This is a genomic window from Parabacteroides bouchesdurhonensis, assembly GCF_900186615.1.
Classification (GTDB): domain Bacteria; phylum Bacteroidota; class Bacteroidia; order Bacteroidales; family Tannerellaceae; genus Parabacteroides; species Parabacteroides bouchesdurhonensis.
On record NZ_LT896588.1, the window covers coordinates 2939812 to 2958845 of the forward strand.

Genomic DNA, 19034 nt, shown 5'->3' on the forward strand with positions numbered 1-19034 from the left:
ATAGTTACGATTATGATCAAGATTGAAGGATTGAGTAAGTTTTTCCGCACAGAGGAAGTAGAAACAATTGCATTGAATAAAGTATCATTGGAAGTAAAGGACGGTGAGTTTGTTGCAATCATGGGACCTTCCGGTTGCGGTAAGTCAACATTATTGAATATCCTTGGTTTGTTGGATAATCCTTCTGAGGGTAATTATTACTTGGGAGAACTGGAAGTAGGCCATTTAAAAGAGAAAGAACGTACTCAGGTACGTAAAGGAAATATCGGCTTCGTTTTCCAGAGTTTTAACTTGATTGACGAACTGAACGTGTTCGAGAATGTAGAACTGCCGTTGACTTACCTAAAGATAAAAGCTGCCGAGCGTAAGCAAATGGTAACGGACATCCTGAAACGAATGAACATCAGTCACCGTGCGGCTCACTTCCCTCAGCAGTTGTCCGGCGGTCAGCAGCAGCGTGTGGCCATAGCCCGTGCCGTTGTATCTAACCCGAAGATAATCCTAGCCGATGAGCCTACAGGTAATTTGGATTCAAAGAACGGAGCAGAGGTTATGCAGTTATTGACGGAATTGAATAAGGAAGGCACAACCATTGTAATGGTAACCCACTCCAAGCATGACGCCAGTTTTGCTCACCGTGTTATTAACTTGTTCGACGGTAGTATCGTTTCGTCTGTCAGTGAGTTTATCTAAATTATATTTGAGCAAGTCAAAAAAGATTTGTAAAATATGCAACCCTCAATAGTTCTCATACGTTTTATATACTAAATGATGGATTTAATACTAGGGATATGAAAACTATTCTGAGGAATTTTATCAGCGTGCTACGTCGTTTCAAGATGGCAGCGATATTGAATGTATTGGGACTTTCTATTGCATTTGCCGCTTTCATGGTTATTATGATGCAATGGGATTATGATCAGACATTTGACCGTTCCGACAAGCACGCTGATACTATTTATAGAGTAGATTCATATAGTGAAGAACGTGGTCAGTTAGCCATTATCAGTCGTCCTGTTGCTGATATATTTATACAATCCTCTCCTCATATTATTGCTGGAGCGCTGACTGATTCATGGGTTGGGAAGCTTTTCTTCTATGTAGATGAAAACGGTAGCCGGAATAACTTTCAGGAGTCTAGCCGCAGGATTTATCCGGAGATGACGAAAGTGTTTGATTTCAGAATGTTGGAAGGAGACATAGATGCCTTGAAAGATCCCGAAAAGGTATTACTTCCCCAAAGTATAGCAAAGAAAGTATTTGGTAATCAGTCGGCCACCGGAAAGATATTGAAGACACCGGACAGAACCTTTTCGGTAGGAGGCGTATATCAGGACTTCCCGGAAAATAGTTCAATGGGTAATATGATTTATTATTCGTTGGGTGACGAGAACTTACATAATTGGGGCAACTGGAATTATTCTTTTTTTATTCGTATAGACAAACCGGAAAATAAAACTGTTTTACTTGATAATTTTAAGAGATATGTTGAAACCAACAAGTCTTTCGGTAAGGACTTTTCATGGGAAGAGGGAGGAATGACTTTGCATATCACTCCGCTTACCGATCTGCATTTCAGCGGACAAATCTTATACGATTCTACTCCTAAAACCAGTAAGCAAACTTTGTTGCTTCTTTTTACTATTGCTATTATTATAGTGGTGATAGCCGGAATTAACTTTACTAATTTTAGTACGGCGTTAACTCCGATGCGTATAAAGAGTATCAATACTCAAAAAGTATTAGGTGGTTCTGAATCTATGATCCGGCTATCTCTTATCTTGGAGGCCGTTATAATAAGTATTCTCTCTTGCCTGATTGCCTATTTGTTGGTTTTCATAGCAGGATGGACATTTATCGCAGATTTGGTAAGTGCCGATATGAGCCTTAGCAGCCATCCGTTATTGGTTGGCATAACAGCCTTTATTGCTGTATTGACAGGATTGTTGGCCGGAATATATCCGGCTTGTTATATGACTTCTTTTCAACCGGCACTTGTGTTGAAAGGTTCTTTTGGATTGTCTCCCAAAGGGAAGAAGTTGCGTAATATATTGATTAGCGTGCAGTATATAGCATCGTTTGCGTTGATTATTGGAGCGATGTTCATGTATCTTCAAAACTATTATATGCACCATACACCGCTTGGTTATGATAAGGATGCCGTGATTGTAACGAATATGAGCCAGAAACTGCAAAGTAGTTATAAGGCTTTTGCTTCACAGGTGAAGAATTTCTCTGGCATTGAGGATGCCACCTTTGCCGAAGTCCTCCTTTCCAGTTCAGATCAATATATGAATTGGGGGCGTACATTTAAAGATAAAGATATCAGTTATCAGTGTCTTCCTGTTGATGCTGAATTCTTGAAGGTGATGGGAGTAAAGGTTGTTGATGGTCGTGATTTCAGGGAGGGAGATATGAAGACGACCAGAGGAGCATATATCTTTAATGAAGCTGCTCGGAAGAAATATGATTTTCAGTTGGTGGATATGATAGACAGTACGGAGATTGTTGGTTTTATGCCGGATGTGAAGTTTGCTTCTTTCCGTATGGAAGTTACACCAATGGCCTTCTTTGTGTGGGGTGCGCGTCGTTGGAATGGTTCGGAAGACAGAAATTACCAATATGCCTATATAAAAGTAAAAGCGGGATCGGATCTCTATGCTGCGATGGATTATATACGTGAAACGTTGAAATCTTTCGATCCTGATTTTCCTTTTGATGTCCGTTTCTTCGATGACGTATTGAACAGGTTGTATGAGAATGAACAAAACCTGGGTAGCCTGATTACCCTTTTTAGTTTGATTGCTGTCTTTATTTCTATTGTAGGCGTGTTTGGCCTGGTTGTGTTTGATAGTGAATACCGGAAAAAGGAAATTGGCGTAAGGAAGGTGTTGGGCTCTACTACCGGACAAATTATTGTCATGTTTAATAAAACTTATATCCGCATATTATGTATCTGTTTTATTATTGCTACTCCGTTAGCCTGGTATGGAATCAGTCTTTGGCTGGAAAACTTTGCTTATAAGACGCCGATGTATATTTGGGTGTATATTATTGCTTTTATTATAGTGGGGATTATTACGGTACTGACCGTTACATTCCAGAACTGGCGTTCGGCCAATGAAAATCCTGTTAATAGCATTAAGTCTGAATAGTTTTTAAAGGATATATCTTTTGTCATTAAAAGTCCCGTCTTAACATTTCAAAAGAGCAGACCTTTGGAATGTTAAGACGGGACTTTGATGTTCAAAAGACTGCTCTTTTTACGAGAATAATTTCATGTTGTTTATATTGTCGAGAGACAGTTTATATCCATTGATGATTTCTTTCATTATATCATCGACAGATTGCAATTCCCAGAAAAGGGAAGCTACCTGGCCTATCTCTAATTCACCTTCCTTTAGATCGCCTTCAAAAATACCTTTCTTGGCGCGTCCTTTACCTAATAATTCACGTAACTCTTCTATGGAAGCGCCACGGGCTTCGGCTTCTTCTATAGCAGAGGCGAAATCTCCTTTTACCAGGCGGGTAGGAGATAGTTTCTTCAACAGTAACTTTGTGTCTCCTTCTTTGAGGTTCAGGCAAAGTTTCTTGAAGTTTTCATGAGCCGAACTTTCTTTGGTGATAGCAAAGCGTGTTCCTATTTGTACTCCGTCCGCACCTAGCGATATAGCAGCCAACATAGCTTCACCTGTGCCTATTCCTCCGGCAGCCATCAATGGGAGTGAAGTTGCTTTGCGTACGGCGGGGATGAGACACATCGTAGTGGTTTCTTCCCGTCCGTTATGTCCGCCTGCCTCAAAACCTTCGGCAACAATTGCATCTACTCCTGCTTCTTCGCATTTGGTCGCAAACTTGGAACTGCTTACCACATGGGCAACCGTGATGCCATGTTCTTTTAAGAAGCCCGTCCATGTTTTCGGATTACCGGCAGAAGTGAAAACTATTTTTACTCCTTCTTCAACAATTATATTCATTATTGTTTCTATTTCCGGATACATAAGGGGTACGTTTACACCAAAAGGATTGTTTGTTGCCGCTTTGCATTTTCGTATATGTTCTTGAAGCACTTCGGGGTGCATAGAGCCTGCTCCCAATAATCCAAGTCCGCCGGCATTGCTTACTGCCGATGCTAGTTTCCATCCGCTGCACCATACCATTCCTCCTTGTATAACGGGATATTGTATACCGAAAAGTTGTGATATTCTATTCTTCATTTTATATATTGTTTTATTTGCTAAAATAAGCGATACCCATGAGAAAACAAAATATGAACTCTATTTGTTATAAAACTGAGTTTAGTAAACAAAAAACATAATATTTGTATGCCAGAGAAAATAATGAAAACATTGTGGGACGAAAGTTCTGATTTGGAGAGTGAAACTGAATCAACTCGTTCTGTAGTATCGGATAATTATACATCCGGTGATATTAAAGATTTGAGAGAAACTATTGAAAATGAAGATATAGAAGGAGGCATTGTTGATGATACAATAAAAGAATAGCTTCTTTTTTATCGCTCATTTGGATAACCATTTAGTTAAAAGAATATCTGCCTTGAATAGATTAAAAGGAAGATATTCTTTTTTGTTTGATTTTTATCTTAAAACTTCTGTATATTTGCGCAATATGTAATCTAATTGAAATTATTCTAATATTGCAATATACTTAATATGAACAAAATGCTTATGGCTGCGGGTTTAGCAGTTATGTTGGGAGCTTGTAGCTCCTCTAAAAAGGGTGATGTGGCAGATACTACGTCCAATCCGTTTTTTACGGAGTATACAACTCCGTTTGGTGTACCTCCTTTTGACAAAATAGAAGTAGCGCATTATAAGCCTGCTTTTTTGAAAGGAATAGAAGAACAATCGAAGGAGATAGATGCTATTGTAAATAATTCGGAAGCGCCTACTTTCGAGAATACAATTGTAGCTTTTGACCAGAGTGGCGAATTGCTTAAAAAAGTGTCTTATGCTTTCAATGGACAATCCAGTGTGAATACGACTGAGGAAATTCAGGCATTGGAACAGGAGTTGTCTCCTTTGCTTTCTAAGCATCAGGACGATATCCGGATGAATCCCGGATTATTTGCTCGAATTAAAGCCGTGTATGAGAGCCCGGCATCTTCTGGTTTTGATAAGGAACAGAAGAAACTGCTGGAAAAAACGTATAAAGACTTTGTTCGTGGAGGTGCAAATCTGGATGCGGATAAACAGGCAAAATTGCGTGAGTTGAATGAGAAGATCTCGATACTGGAGCTTACCTTCGGCCAGAACGTATTGAAAGAAACGAATGCATTTCAATTGATAGTTGATAAAAAAGAAGATTTATCAGGACTGCCGGAAACTTCTATTGCCGCAGCAGCTTCTGCCGCAAAAAATGCCGGTATGGATGGTAAATGGTTGTTTACATTGCACAACCCGAGTGTAATGCCTTTCTTGCAGTATGCCGATAATCGTGCTTTGCGTGAAAAGATTTTTAAAGGATATACTAATCGCGGTAATAACAACAATGCAAATGATAACAAGGATGTTGTTAAGCAATTGGTAACTGCCCGTTTGGAAAAAGCGAAACTGATGGGAGATGACGACTTTGCTGCATTTGTACTGGAAGACCGTATGGCTAAGGATGAACAGAATGTCTATAAGTTGCTGAATCAGATATGGACTCCGGCTTTGGCAAAAGCCAAAGATGAATTAGCCGACATCAATGCGGAAATTAAGAAAGAAGGAGGGAACTTTGAAGCAGAAGGCTGGGACTGGCGTTATTACTTTGAAAAAGCTAAAAAGACAAAATTCGATATGGATGAAAATGAAATTCGTCCGTATCTGGAACTGAATAATGTCCGTAACGGTGCTTTCTATGTGGCTAATAAGTTATATGGCGTTACTTTTACGGAAATAAAAGATATACCAAAGCCGGATGCGGATGCTATGGCTTTTGAATGTAAGGATAAAGATGGTACACATTTGGGTGTATTGTATATGGATTTCTTTACCCGGCCGGGTAAGTCTGCCGGCGCATGGTGCGGAAGTTACCGGTCACAAACTTATAAAGATGGAAAACGACTTGCTCCGGTTGTTACTACTGTGTTTAACTTTAGCAAACCGGAAGAAGGTAAACCTGCCTTACTAAGTGCCGATGAAGCAGAGACTGTATTCCATGAGTTTGGACATGCTTTGCATAGTCTGTTCAGGGATGTACATTATTATGGTGTATCCGGTGTACCTCGTGATTTTGTAGAATTGCCTTCTCAGGTAATGGAGCATTGGGTGTTTGAACCGGAAGTTCTGAAAGTATATGCTAAACATTACCAAACCGGAGAAGTGATACCTCAGGCTATTGTAGATAAGATTATTAAATCCGGTAAATACGGACAGGGATTTGCTACTACTGAATATGTTGCTGCTTCTTTATTGGATATGGATTATCATATATTGAAGGAAATACCTGCCGATTTCAATGTAGAGGCTTTTGAAGCAGATGTGATGAATAAGCGTGGCCTGATCCGTCAGATTCCTCCACGTTATCGTACTACTTATTTTAAGCATACGATGGAAGGTGGATATACGGCAGGTTATTATAGCTATATTTGGGCAGAAGTATTGGATGCCGATGCTTTTGAGGCCTATAAAGAAACAGGTGATATCTTTAATCAGGAAATTGCCGATAAGTTCCGTACTTATATTCTTACACCGGGAGGTATTGATGATGCAATGGTTATGTACGTTAATTTCCGTGGTAAAGAACCGGGAATCGATCCTTTATTGAAGAATCGGGGATTGAAATAATAACAGCTTTATATATAATAAAGAAAGAGGTATGAAAAGTGAATGCTTTTTATGCCTCTTTTTTATTGGTGAATTTCCCCGGATACCCGAATAAGATCGCAAGCAAAGCCCCTGCTCCCAGTAAATAAGGATAGTACAGATACTGCATGATTTCAATCGGAGATATGCCACCTAATCCGGAAGCCATCAATAATTGGGCTCCATAGGGGATGATTCCTTGAACAAAGCAAGAGAATATATCTAATATACTGGCACTGCGGCGCGGATCTACATTAAACTTGTCGGCAATGTCTTTCGCTATAGGACCGGCCATAATCAAGGCAATTGTGTTATTGGCCGTACAGAGGTTGGCAAAGCTTACTAAACCGGCGATACTGGCTTCCGCTCCTTTGGAGGAACGAATATGTGAAGTTAATTTCAGAATAATCCAATCAATGCCTCCATTATACCGGATCATTTCAAGCATGCCTCCGGCCAACAGGGTAACGATAATCAGTTCCCCCATATTGGTTATACCCGAACCCATAGCGGCGTTCCATCCCCATACATCGAAACTGCCGGTAAACAAACCTACCATGCCTGAAAGAATAATTCCGATGAAAAGTACCAGCATGACGTGTACACCGCATACTGCGATTATCAGAACAATAAGATATGGTATCACTTTCGCCCACTCGATAGGTAAAGGCGTATATGTATTATCCATACCACTACCGATAAGTATGTATATGATGCCGGTAATAATAGCTACCGGCATTGCAATGCGTATATTCACTTTGAATTTGTCAGCCATTTTACATCCTTGCGTTCGCGTTGCCACAATTGTGGTGTCGGAGATAAAAGACAAATTGTCCCCAAACATAGCTCCACTAACAACAACACCCAACATTAAGGCGCCGGGCATTCCTGTTTTGTCGGCTATTCCTATGGCAACAGGAGCTAAAGCGACTATCGTACCAACGGAAGTTCCAACGGATATGGATATGAAACAGGCGGCAATAAAGATTCCGGCAGCTAATAAGTTACCCGGCAGAACGGACATGGCCAGGTTTACGGTTGCATCTACAGCCCCCATCGCTTTAGCTGTTTGGGCAAAAGCTCCGGCCAGTATGAAAATGAGCACCATTAGCATTATATTACTATTAGCGGCCCCTCGGCAGAACTGTTCAATTCTGTTGTTTAATTTTCCCCCTTTGGATATGGCTACGGCTACAATAGATGATACGACGAAAGCAACGGTAATAGGCATTTTATAGAAATCTCCGGCTAATATAGACACTACCAGATACGATAGCAGAAATACAGCCAGAGGCAGCAAAGCCCAAGCATTTGGAGTATGATTAAATGTCGGAGTTTTTTGATCCATCATTCTTTATGCTTTAATTCCAAGATTAGAATGAGAATCGGAGAGCTATACGGATACCGCCTTTTTTAATATCGGGCTGATCCAAATAGGTTAACCGGCGATAGTAATCAATACGTAATATCTTAAAGATATTCTCTAAACCGATACTGGCTTCCAGATAAGGAGTATGTCCCAATGGACTTGTTCCGTCAGGTAGTACAAATAATCCCGGAGTCTTTTCCGGATTATTTTTGTCGGTTAGTCCACCGTAGACTCCACTGAAAGAAACAACTTCACGTAATCTTAACCATTTTACTCCGGGTACGCGGTTCAATATCCATCCTTTCAAATAATATGTAAAATAGAATGATACATATTGGTCCGTTACAAATTCAAGGGCACGCATCATATTGAATGATTCCGGTTGGATAGTAATGGACTGGTTGGTATTAGGCATGATAAGTAGTGGGAAGGGGACTTTATCCCATACTTTTCCGGCTTTAACCTGTGCATCGATGTGTCCGAAAGATGAAAGCCAGATACGTTTTTCCGCGCTTACTTCCGTATGGTTATAATTATAATCGCTTCCAAGTACGCCTTTTATTCCCAGCTGATGTGATAACTTAAATACCGGTGCGTCTTTCGATAGGTTAAATACCGATCCTTTTCCGGCACGCCCATTGTATGCGCGTTCGCCGGGTGCAAAGCGTAACTGCGCTCCCAATTCGGAAGTGGTAATACTTTTTATGCGGGTTAATGTTCCGTTTTCATTCATTAAATCGTAATGCAATGTCCCGGCAGCTTCATTGTTTTCGTTACGTGCCCAAGTCTTGAAAGTAAGTCCGTTCAGCCATTCCTTTTCATATTGGAACATACTTTTACGGATGTATTGCATCTTAGTTACAGGTTCACCTACTTTCCAGGCTACAAACATGTTGTCCTTACTGGTGAATAAGAAATCCTGGCCAGGGGTGTAAACGTCATATTCCTGGATGAATGAGAGATTATTAACAGGACTTTCTCCTTCATGGTAAGCCTTCTTGTTGAAACTATGTGTCAGTTTTATGTTGTATTTCAGCTTACGGTCGTTTACACCGTATGCCATATAGCCACTTGCAAACCAATAAGGATTGAGGTTGGCTGTAGTCATACCGCCTACGCGCATACGGAAGCCTTCCAAATGGTTGGCGCTGAATGTTGTATTCATCGGACCAAAGTCGAATTTGCTTTTGCTTTTATCCCCGGTGGTAGGAACATAGCCGGAGATAAGAATTTCGGCCGTTTTGATAATAACATTAAATGCCGGAACTTTGCGTAACTGTGCCAACAAATCATCCAATGCGTTCTCTTTTTCCTTTAAAGGGATATGCCGGTTATTTATCCAGAAGGTATCGGTTTGTGCTGTAGCTTCCGGCAGAATATGAACAGGTCCTAATAGCCCGAAGATAGAGTCCGCATTTTGTATGTTGAAATTATATTTGTCGAAGTTACGTACCTGGTGTGCATATAATTGTTGTGTACCCTTTACGATGTAGAAGTTGACATATGTGTTTTCGTTGCTTAGTACCCAGGTACTATCCGGCATTCGTTTAAACTCCTGTTCGATACGGAGCTTATCCACCCAGTTCAGGTTAATGTTGGCCGGTGTATTCAGCAGGAATTTCTTTACCGCATAGCTCCCGTCCAGTGTAATGTATAGACGGCCGGTAAATCCGTAACTTTGACTGTTTACCGGAACAAATGCCAGGTCTACACATTTATCACCCGAAACATCGAGCGTATCCATGATGTAATACTTGTAGTAGGAGGTAGCCAAAGTAGAAGATAGCGGGCTGACAAAACGATTCAATAGTATGTTGATGTTATTGTCGAAGATATTTACCCCTTTGAATATTTCTTCCAGATTGGAGGTGATACCGCCACCATCATCAAGTGTTTTGTCAATACCTTGTTGACGCTTCGCCTTCGTTATCGTTTTTTCCGTTTTGGGATGTTTGCGATAATAAATATCCGATAGTGTTTCGCGGACAGATATGGTAAGGATCGGTTTGCCATTGAATTCGGACGTATCCAGATAATTCTTTATAAACTTAAACTTCTTGAGGAATTTGTTTTTGTCCAGATTCGGATTAAAATCATCTAGTGACATACTGAGCTTTTCGTATACTTCGGTCTGGTATTCACCTTTTGCCTCGATACGGTTATCGTTCTTATGCTCGATAACTTTTTTTATCAGTTCTACTGCCGGATTATCTTTACGGGAGTATTTTTCCTTCTTTGGTTTTACAACCACTTCCGCAATCTCAAAAGAAGTAGGACGGAGCATAATATCCAGGTTGTCATTCTTTTTACCTGCATTCAGATGGAGCGTTTTGTTGTCATACCCTAGTGAGGATATGATGAGGTTTGTAAGCCCTTTGTCGTTTTGTATGGAGAACTTTCCGTTATCGTCGGTCATCGCGCCAATTGTAGAGTTCTCAAAAATTACAGATACAAAAGACAATGGTTCACCTGTAATGGAATCTTTAACGATGCCGGATGCAGAGGTGATACTTTGTGCGTGTAAAAGGGATGAGCCGGTTACTATGTGCAACAGAACTAGCAGTAATATATAGCGAATGAGTTTTACCATAAACTATTGTTATTCCTTCACGAATAAATATAGTATGCAAAGGTACATCTTTTCTTTGTAGGACAGAGGGTAAGGCTATTAATAATCATTAATCGTCTGTTATCAGAAGTATATGAATTTAAGGAAGTATTAAGACCATTTTAAAGGATATATCTTTTGAACTTAAAAGTCCCGTCTTAACATTCCAAAAGAGCAGACTTTTGAAGTGTTAAGACGGGACTTTTAGATTCAAAAGACCGCTCTTTTAATAAGCATCCGCAAGACTTTCGTTTTTCAATTGTTTGTCGAATGTTTCTTTATCCAGTTTGGTTGTGACATGAATGGTTACAGGCTCTCCCGGCAACAGGTCGAAATAATTGTCGGAGAAGAAGTTGTCTATTCCGTCAATGCTAAGAAAAATGCCTCTGGCAAATACATTGCTTTGAACAGTCACGTCATAGCCGTCACCAGCCGGGACACTTGTCATTTGTATATCTGCTTTAGGGAAGTCTATGTCTTTAAAACGAGTGAAAAAATAGTTGTTGGACACGACTTTTTCGTTGCCGTTTTCAATGAAACGGGCATTAACTACCACTTCGTTTTTCTGTTTTCCGCCAAGAACGGATTCTATCGGAGCGGAGAACTGTATTTGGCTGGTATTTGCCGGCAAAGTAACGTTGCTTTGCTTTTCAAATAACACATTCCCTTTTAAATCCATTACGCGGATATCCAATTTACCTTTGGTTGCTTTTAACCGGTCGGATACAATCCACACATTTAGTTTGCCGTCTTCTGCGACAGGAGAGACAAGGATGTCATTAAAGGCCTTTTTGGCAAAATAGTGTTGTGCCTTCCAACGTCCGTAGTAGTCACGGCTGGACCATGAGGCAACCGGCCAGCAGTCGTTGTGTTGCCAAAATAAAGTGCCCATATTATAAGGCATCATACGGCGGTGGGCTTCAATAGCTGTTTTTATGGCATCTCCCTGCAGTAATAGTCCCATATACAGGAAGTTCGGAAAATCTTTCGGCTTACGGTATTCATTCAACAGATACCATTCAATCAAACCGTTTGCGTGGCTTCCTCCGCGTTGGTGAGCCATCATAACATCCGAATAAATGTTATGATCCCGTTTTTCCGGAGCATATTTTAGTACCGATTGATATTCGGGGAAAGCCTGGAAACCGTATTCGGAGAAGAAACGGGCTTTTATTTTATTGTAGTTGGCAATAGAGTCTTTCGCATGCCATACTCCCCAATAGTGGGCGTCGCCATCCGGATTCCATATCTCTTTTCCCGTCTCACATTTAGCATCCGGATTTCCTCCGTATGGAGAAGAAGGCCAGTAAAATACAGTCGGATCATATTCCTTCACCACATCAGCCAACAGGTGGTTAAATAGTTTTTTTGTATCGTTGCGTAATTGCTCTGTAACTCCGTATGCGTCGAATTTCTTCATCCATCCCCAGTTAAACCAGGCTGTGTGTATTTCGTTATTCCCGCACCAGATAGCTATGCTTGGATGATTACGCAAGCGTACCACGTTGTCTACTGCTTCTTGACGGATATTATCTTCCAATTCAGGTGTTAATGGATAGATACTGCAGGCAAACATGAAATCTTGCCAAACCATGATGCCGTATTTGTCGCAAAGATCATAGAACAAATCATTTTCGTAAATACCGCCCCCCCATACACGTAGCATATTCATGTTGGCATTGACGGCATCCAGAATTGTCTTTTCATATTGCTCAGGTGTTACGCGAGGCAAGAAGTTGTCTTGAGGAATGTAGTTCGCCCCTTTGGCAAAGACAGGCACGCCATTGAGTTCAAAGTAGAAACTATGTCCGTCTTTATCCGGTTTGTTGATGACTTTCAAGCTACGAAGTCCTAAATGAATCGTTTTCGTGTCGGCAACCTTACCGTCCATATTGATGCTTGCGGTAAATGGATAAAGATGTGGTTCTCCAAGACCGTTAGACCACCAAAGCTTCGGATTGTTGACAGTCAGTTCTGTTTCTATCAGGTTAGTGCCTTTTTTTACCTGCGCTTTTTTAGTCCAGACCGTTTTAACACCATCTGCTTTGATGGTTAAGGTCGCTTCACCTTCTTTATCTGCATTGAAACGGATTTGCGCTTTGATATCTGCACGTTTGGATGTCACTTTTGTCTGTTCGTAGAAAATATTGTCTATAATGGCATCGTTCCAACCAATCAGGTATACCGGACGCCAGATGCCGCTGGTTACGATGCGTGGTCCCCAATCCCATCCATAGTGATAACCTGCCTTACGGGCAAATATGCTGACTTTCTTATCAAAAATACCTCCGTTCTCGGACTGGTCGTTTCCTGCCTCTACAGGAAACTTTAAAGCGTCGAACTTGGGTAAGTCCACTTTAATGGGAGAGTGGAAGTAAATACGTAATTCGTTGCCTTCTTTTTTCAGCAAACTTTTTACACTTACTTTCCATTCCCGGAACATGTTGTCCGCTTTCAGTATGCAAGAGTCGTTCAGATATACATCGGCATACGTATCGAGTCCTTTGAAATCGAGTTCAATGTTGTCTTTGTCAAATATGTCGGGAGAAACGTTTAGAGTGGTTTTATATTCCCAATCTTCTTTATCTACCCATTGGATGCCCCGTTCGTTCAGGCGATAGAAAGGGTCTTCTATAATTTGATTGTTCATCAGGTCGGTTTGAACTACTCCGGGAACTGTGGCCGGATACCAGTTGTTGCCCCGTACCTGCTTGAATGTCCAGCCATTGTCGATTTGTTGTTTTGCCACGTTGTCTGCTTTTACAGGCGATGTAGCTGCCAGGGTGGAGGCTAACACCAAAGTGGATACTACTGTTTTGTAATGCATAGATGTTCAGTTTTGTTTACGTTTATATTGATTTTATATTTTCTTCGTTTACCGGATTTTTACCGCTCGGTGTATATAAAAGATCTATTCGTCCGGCATATGCTTTTTCTACTTTGCCGCGTACAATCTTCATGGTGCTGTTAACCATGCCATTTTGTTCCGTGAAAGGTTCGGGCAGGACGGCAAATGTAGTGGGTAACCAACGTTCGGGGAACATGCCTGCCAAGTCACCGCCTTTACGAAAACGGTCTATCTGGCTTTGGATAATCCGGATAGCAGCTTCTTTTCCTTCTTGGGTGTCGAGAGTCAGGTGCTGATGGATTAAATGTTTTTTCAAATGTTCTTTGTTGGGCACTACCAATGCTACCGTGAAAGGATTCTGATTGTTGTAAAGAAGCAATTGATCAATGCAGGATGAATGTTCTACTAATGCTTCTTCAATACCTTCGGGACTGTATTTTTCTCCGTCACTACCAATCAGCAGACTTTTGAAACGGCCTAATACATATAATAATCCATCTTTTCCCATGTATCCCATATCTCCGGTGTATAGCCAACCATTTTTGATCGTTTCTGCAGTGGAAACCGGATTTTTCCAATAACCGGCCATTACATTCTCGCCCTTGATAACGATCTCTCCTTTTTCTCCGGCAGGCAATTCATTGCCTTCATTATCACATATTTTTAAATCCAACGGCTGAACCAATACGCCGCTGCTTCCGAAGGTATGACGTTTAGGGCCGTTTGTTGAAATAACCGGAGTTGCTTCACTCAATCCATATCCCTGATACATTGGCAGGCCAATCGCGTAATAAAACTTCTGTAAATCTTTATCCAGCAGAGCACCTCCACCTATAAAAAAACGAAGCTCTCCACCGAAGTTTTCCCGGATTTTCGAGAATATCAACTTATCGAAGAGGCTTACCAAAGGTTTTAGTATAAAATGCCATCCTCTTCCTTTATCATCTCCGCCATCCCCGTTATATGTATAAGCAATTTGTAAGCCTGCACGGAAAAGACGGGTAACCACCTTTCCTTGGGAACGAATACCTTGTTCTATATTTTTCTTGAAGTTCTTAGCCAGGGCCGGAACACTTAATATCAGATAAGGTTTAAATTCTTTTATATTGACAGGTATGTTTTTCAATGTTTCCAATCCGGTCTTACCGACTTGCACAGTTGCAACGGAAGCTCCCTGTGACATAAAGATATAGAAGCCTACCACATGCGCAAAACAATGGTCTAAAGGAAGGATTACCAACGTACGCCATGAGCTGTCTATATCTACGCAAGTAAGCGACTGTTCTACATTGGCCGTATAATTACGGTGTGTAAGGATAACACCTTTCGGATCAGCGGTTGTTCCTGAGGTGTATGTGATTGTTGCATAGGTGTCATCTTGCAATGATTGCCCGATAGACAGGAATTCTTCCAAAGAGTGTTGTTGTAACCAGTCTTTCCCCATGCTGATAACATCAGATAGAAGAATCTCTTTTTCTCCATATTCTTTTTGTTCGTCGAAAACGATGACTTTTTGAATCAAAGGTAATTTATCTAGAATATTTCTGATCTTCTTCAACTGGTTACCCGATACCATGATATATTTTACATCGGCATGTAAAAGACGGAATAACAGATCGTTTGCTTCTTCCAGCTTAATAGATAGGGGCACATTGGTAGCTCCGGCATAAAACATAGCCAGTTCTCCAATGATCCAGGCATTTCTGCCTTCGCTGAGTAAGGCCATATTATCGCCTTTTTTTACACCCAAGGCTACTAATCCGGCACCGAAAGCGTATACCTGATCTTTTACCTGGCTATAGGTCGTTGGTTCGTACTTATCTTTGGTCTTTTCCCAAAGAAAAGGATTATTCGGATATTGCTTTACCGAGTTTTCAAAAAGGTCTACCAGCGTCTTTTTCATGTTCTGTTTGTATATTGTCTGTTTTTATTTCATTTCTTGCAGATAGCTACAAGCCATTTCTACCGTTGGCACATTTTTAATAACAATACTTCGTTTATTGTTTTGTTCACGGAGAGTACATTCACGCGGATGCCTTTGGATAAAGGCCAGCAACTTGTCGAATGCCTCACTCTGATAGTAGGGGCTGTCTGTATTAGAGACGAGGAATATACTCATTTGTCCTTTCTTCAATATAATCTTTTCAATACCTAAATTTTTAGCCATACGGCGAAGGCGAACAATGCGTATCAGTTCTTTTCCTTCCGGAGGAACTTTTCCGAAGCGGTCTTTCAATCGCTCGGTAAAATCCAGAATGTCCCGTTCTTCTTCCATCTTGTCTAACTCGCGGTATAAAGATATACGTTCTGAATCGTTGGGAATATAAGTGGGAGGGAACATTAATTCCAGATCACTTTCTATATAGGTTTCACGAACATATTCGGTACCACTGCTACGTTTGCCGTCTTCGGCATCGGAATAAAGATCAGCAAATTCATCGCTTCTTAATTCATCAACAGCTTCTTCCAGAATCTTTTGATATGTTTCATATCCCAGATCGGCAATAAAACCGCTTTGTTCTGCTCCGAGTAAATTACCTGCTCCCCGAATGTCTAAGTCTTGCATGGCAATGTGAATACCACTTCCCAGTTCGGCAAAATTCTCAATTGCTTGTAATCTGCGACGGGCTTCCTGGCTAAGAGTAGAGAGAGGAGGAGATAGTAAGTAACAGAAAGCTTTCCGGTTGCTTCTGCCTACTCGTCCACGTAGTTGATGAAGGTCTGACAAACCGAATTGTTGGGCATTATTGATGATAATGGTGTTTGCATTAGGCACATCAATACCGCTTTCTACAATACTTGTCGCGATCAGTACGTCGTATTCATAGTTGACGAAATCCAGAATGATTTTTTCTAATTTCTCAGGTTCCATTTGTCCATGACCTACTGCTATACGTGCATCCGGTACTTCACGTCTTACAAGCGTTTCCATTTCATAGATGTTCTGGATACGGTTGTTTATGAAGAATACTTGTCCGTTACGGCTCATTTCAAAATTGATAGCCTCACGGATAATGTCCGGATTAAAACGTTCTACTTCTGTTTGTACCGGATAGCGGTTAGGAGGTGGTGTCGTGATGCTGCTTAAATCTCGAGCCCCCATCAATGAAAATTGTAAAGTACGGGGAATAGGGGTTGCTGTCATTGTAAGTGTATCGACATTCACTTTCATCTGGCGAAGTTTTTCTTTAACGGATACGCCGAATTTCTGTTCTTCGTCAATAATGAGTAATCCTAAATCTTTGAACTTAACATCTTTGCTTACTATACGGTGCGTACCGATTAATATATTTACTTTGCCCTCTTTCGTGTCTTTTAGTATTTCTTTTATCTGGGCGGCAGTACGTGCACGGCTGATATAATCAATTCTGCAAGGGAAATCTTTCAATCGTTCGGAGAATGTCTGGAAATGTTGAAATGCCAATACAGTAGTAGGGACTAATACCGCTACTTGTTTATTGTCTGATACGGCTTTAAATGCTGCACGTATGGCTACTTCCGTCTTTCCGAAACCAACATCCCCACAGATAAGCCTGTCCATAGGAAGAATATTTTCCATATCCGCTTTTACATCGGCAGTAGCTTTCATCTGGTCGGGGGTATCTTCGTATATGAAGCTGGCTTCCAGTTCATGTTGCATGAAGCTGTCCGGACTGTAAGCAAATCCTTTTTCTTGTTTGCGTTTGGAATAAAGAAGAATAAGATCGCGGGCAATATCTTTGACCTTTTTCTTTGTCCTCTCTTTCATCTTTTCCCAAGCGCCTGTACCTAATTTATTCAGCTTGGGGGCTTCGCCGCTGTCTTTTCCTTTGTATTTTGATAGCTTATGGAGGGAATGTATGCTGACGAAAATAATGTCGTTATTCAGGTATATAAGCTTAATTGCCTCTTGTATTTTGCCGTTTACTTCGGTGCGTACCAAACCTCCGAATTGCCCGATGCCGTGATCAATGTGTACGACATAGTCTCCTATGGAGAACTGGTTCAACTCTTTTAATGATAATGAAATCTTACCACTTCGGGCTTTGTCACTTTTAAGACTGAACTTGTGGAAACGATCGAAAAGCTGGTGATCGGTAAAGAGGCAAATACGCAATGTCTCATCTGCAAAACCTTCGTGGATAGTTTTGTTTATCGAAATGAAAGGAATGTTGTCGCCTCTATCTTCAAAAATTGCACGGATACGTGTAGCTTGTTTTTCCTGGTCACTTAATATATATAAGGTGTATCCGTCATCCAGATATTTATGGAAAGACTCGCTAACCATATCAAAATTCTTATGATAGATAGGTTGAATCTGTGTATTGAATGTAACAGTCGCATCTGCTGTTCCTGTTGCTTTTGCCCCGAAATTGATACGGTTAAAATTTAATGCCGTACGTATGAAATCATCTGCATGAACTAGTTTTTTATGGATTTGATCAATGTCTGAAAATGATTCTTCGTCACCAATGACCGGCTCATCCATCCAAATGCTTTCAATCCTTTCTTTGCACCAGGCTAAATCGCGTGAGGCAAGTATTGTTTTTGCCGGCAGAGAATCTAATAGGGATGTCTTGGAATTATCGTTTTTAGTCATCTCCGGTACGATATAGATGCTCTCAAATTTTTCTTTAGATAACTGAGTTTCTACATCAAATGTTCGTATTGTTTCAACTTCGTTTCCGAAAAAGTCTATACGATATGGAAATTCATAAGAGAATGAAAATACGTCGAGGATACTTCCGCGTAGGGCATATTGCCCCGGTTCGTACACATAATCTACCCGTTCAAAACCATATTGATCCAGTACGTCGGAAACAAATATGTTATCCAACTTTTCTCCCGTATTGATTTTTAATGTGTTTTCTTTTAATATCTCGCGGGCAACGACTTTTTCGGCTAAGGCATCCGGATATGTTACGATAATAAAGGAGGCATCGGCTTCTTGTAGCATACTTAATACTTCTGTCCGTAATATTTCATTGGCCGGATCTATGTGCCCGTATTTTATGGCACGGCGATATGCCGAAGGAAAGAAGTATATTTGATTACTTGCTGTGAGCTGCATTAAATCATGATAAAAGTAACCGGCTTCTTCTTGATCGTTAAGTATACACACATAGCTTCCCCTTCTTTTTGTAAAAAGAGAAGCAATTGTTATAGCTGCACCCGAACCATTTAATCCTTTTAGGAATATGTTGTGAGACGTTTCTTTATCTAACAGGGTGTCTACTGCTGCTACCTGAGGATGTGCAGCATATATTTTAAGTAATTCTTGTACCTCCAATTGTGTAAACAGATAATTGATAAATGCAAAAGTACGGAAAATGTCGCAATGTATTATTTAAATAGTCGAAAAATAAATTGACTGCGAATTTACCGATTTTGTGGAATTCCACCCCATGATTCCACATAAGT

At 40.7% G+C, this 19034-nt stretch carries 10 protein-coding genes; 4 read left to right on the plus strand and 6 right to left on the minus strand.

Features of this window, described 5'->3' with window-relative positions; all coding sequences use genetic code 11:
• Positions 1 to 12 precede the first annotated feature (12 nt).
• Positions 13 to 693, plus strand: coding sequence for an ABC transporter ATP-binding protein (locus C1721_RS12705; RefSeq protein WP_102408619.1), 681 nt, complete (start codon positions 13 to 15; stop codon positions 691 to 693).
• 98 nt (positions 694 to 791) lie between these two features.
• Positions 792 to 3155: an ABC transporter permease gene (locus tag C1721_RS12710; protein WP_102408620.1), complete on the plus strand. Its 2364-nt coding sequence runs from the start codon at positions 792 to 794 to the stop codon at positions 3153 to 3155.
• A 108-nt stretch (positions 3156 to 3263) separates the two neighbouring features.
• Here the strand turns inward: C1721_RS12710 and C1721_RS12715 are convergent, their stop codons facing one another.
• The gene (locus C1721_RS12715; protein WP_102408621.1) at positions 3264 to 4217 is read right to left on the minus strand and encodes an NAD(P)H-dependent flavin oxidoreductase; all 954 of its coding nucleotides are present in this window, start codon (positions 4215 to 4217) and stop codon (positions 3264 to 3266) included.
• 108 nt (positions 4218 to 4325) lie between these two features.
• On the opposite strand from C1721_RS12715, the gene C1721_RS12720 reads away from it, so the two are divergent.
• Positions 4326 to 4505: a hypothetical protein gene (locus tag C1721_RS12720; protein WP_102408622.1), complete on the plus strand. Its 180-nt coding sequence runs from the start codon at positions 4326 to 4328 to the stop codon at positions 4503 to 4505.
• Between the two features lie 168 nt (positions 4506 to 4673).
• Complete coding sequence (locus C1721_RS12725) at positions 4674 to 6791, plus strand: M3 family metallopeptidase (protein ID WP_102408623.1); 2118 nt, start codon at positions 4674 to 4676, stop codon at positions 6789 to 6791.
• 49 nt (positions 6792 to 6840) lie between these two features.
• On the opposite strand, the gene C1721_RS12730 is transcribed toward C1721_RS12725, so the two are convergent.
• From C1721_RS12730 to mfd, 5 genes are all read right to left on the minus strand, one after another.
• A complete protein-coding gene (locus tag C1721_RS12730; RefSeq protein WP_102408624.1) occupies positions 6841 to 8160 on the minus strand; it encodes a Na+/H+ antiporter NhaC family protein in 1320 nt (439 codons plus the stop codon).
• Between the two features lie 22 nt (positions 8161 to 8182).
• Positions 8183 to 10768 (minus strand): DUF5686 and carboxypeptidase-like regulatory domain-containing protein, encoded by a 2586-nt coding sequence (locus tag C1721_RS12735; protein WP_102408625.1) that lies wholly within the window; start codon positions 10766 to 10768, stop codon positions 8183 to 8185.
• A gap of 244 nt (positions 10769 to 11012) precedes the next feature.
• Entirely contained in the window at positions 11013 to 13613 is a 2601-nt protein-coding gene (locus C1721_RS12740; RefSeq protein WP_102408626.1) for a beta-mannosidase, read from the minus strand.
• A gap of 22 nt (positions 13614 to 13635) precedes the next feature.
• A complete protein-coding gene (locus C1721_RS12745; RefSeq protein WP_102408627.1) occupies positions 13636 to 15537 on the minus strand; it encodes an AMP-dependent synthetase/ligase in 1902 nt (633 codons plus the stop codon).
• Positions 15538 to 15561: 24 nt separating this feature from the next.
• Positions 15562 to 18903, minus strand: a complete 3342-nt coding sequence (mfd, locus tag C1721_RS12750) for a transcription-repair coupling factor (RefSeq protein ID WP_102408628.1) — start codon at positions 18901 to 18903, stop codon at positions 15562 to 15564.
• Positions 18904 to 19034 lie beyond the last annotated feature (131 nt).